Here is a 357-nt window from a genome sequence, read left to right on the forward strand (position 1 = left end):
CGCTTACCCCATAGCTGAAGCAAGGGGCATGCGCGCTACCAATCACGGTCACAGTCCCGCCTCCCACCATGCAGCGGAGTCGAGGATCTCGCCGCAGTCGCCGCAGACCCGCCACGCATTGCAGCCGTAGGTCTCCACGTCGATCTCGCCGTCGTGGGGGCAGGCGTCCGGCTCAATACAGGCGCTCATGACCGGACCTCCGTCCCGAGCCACAGCCCGACGCAGACCACGCCGATGGACAGCAGGACCGCGATGACGGGCACGATGATGTCGAGCACGATGCGGCGGGTCATGACGCACCGCCGAGCGCGGCGAAGTCGATCCCGGCGGCACGCATCGGCTCGGTGAGCGTCGCGA

At 68.1% G+C, this 357-nt stretch carries 1 protein-coding gene; it reads right to left on the minus strand.

Features of this window, described 5'->3' with window-relative positions; genetic code table 11:
- Positions 1-48: 48 nt before the first annotated feature.
- A complete protein-coding gene (locus tag ACTQY5_RS11020) occupies positions 49-189 on the minus strand; it encodes a hypothetical protein (protein WP_343118921.1) in 141 nt (46 codons plus the stop codon).
- Between the last annotated feature and the right edge of the window lie 168 nt (positions 190-357).

It is taken from the genome of Acidaminococcus sp. HCP3S3_H5 (assembly GCF_052122235.1).
Taxonomy (GTDB): domain Bacteria; phylum Bacillota; class Negativicutes; order Acidaminococcales; family Acidaminococcaceae; genus Acidaminococcus.

Excerpts from the sequence above, each read along its gene's own strand:
- ACTQY5_RS11020 (WP_343118921.1), bottom strand. The coding sequence starts at position 189 with ATGAGCGCCTGTATTGAGCCGGACGCCTGCCCCCACGACGGCGAGATC.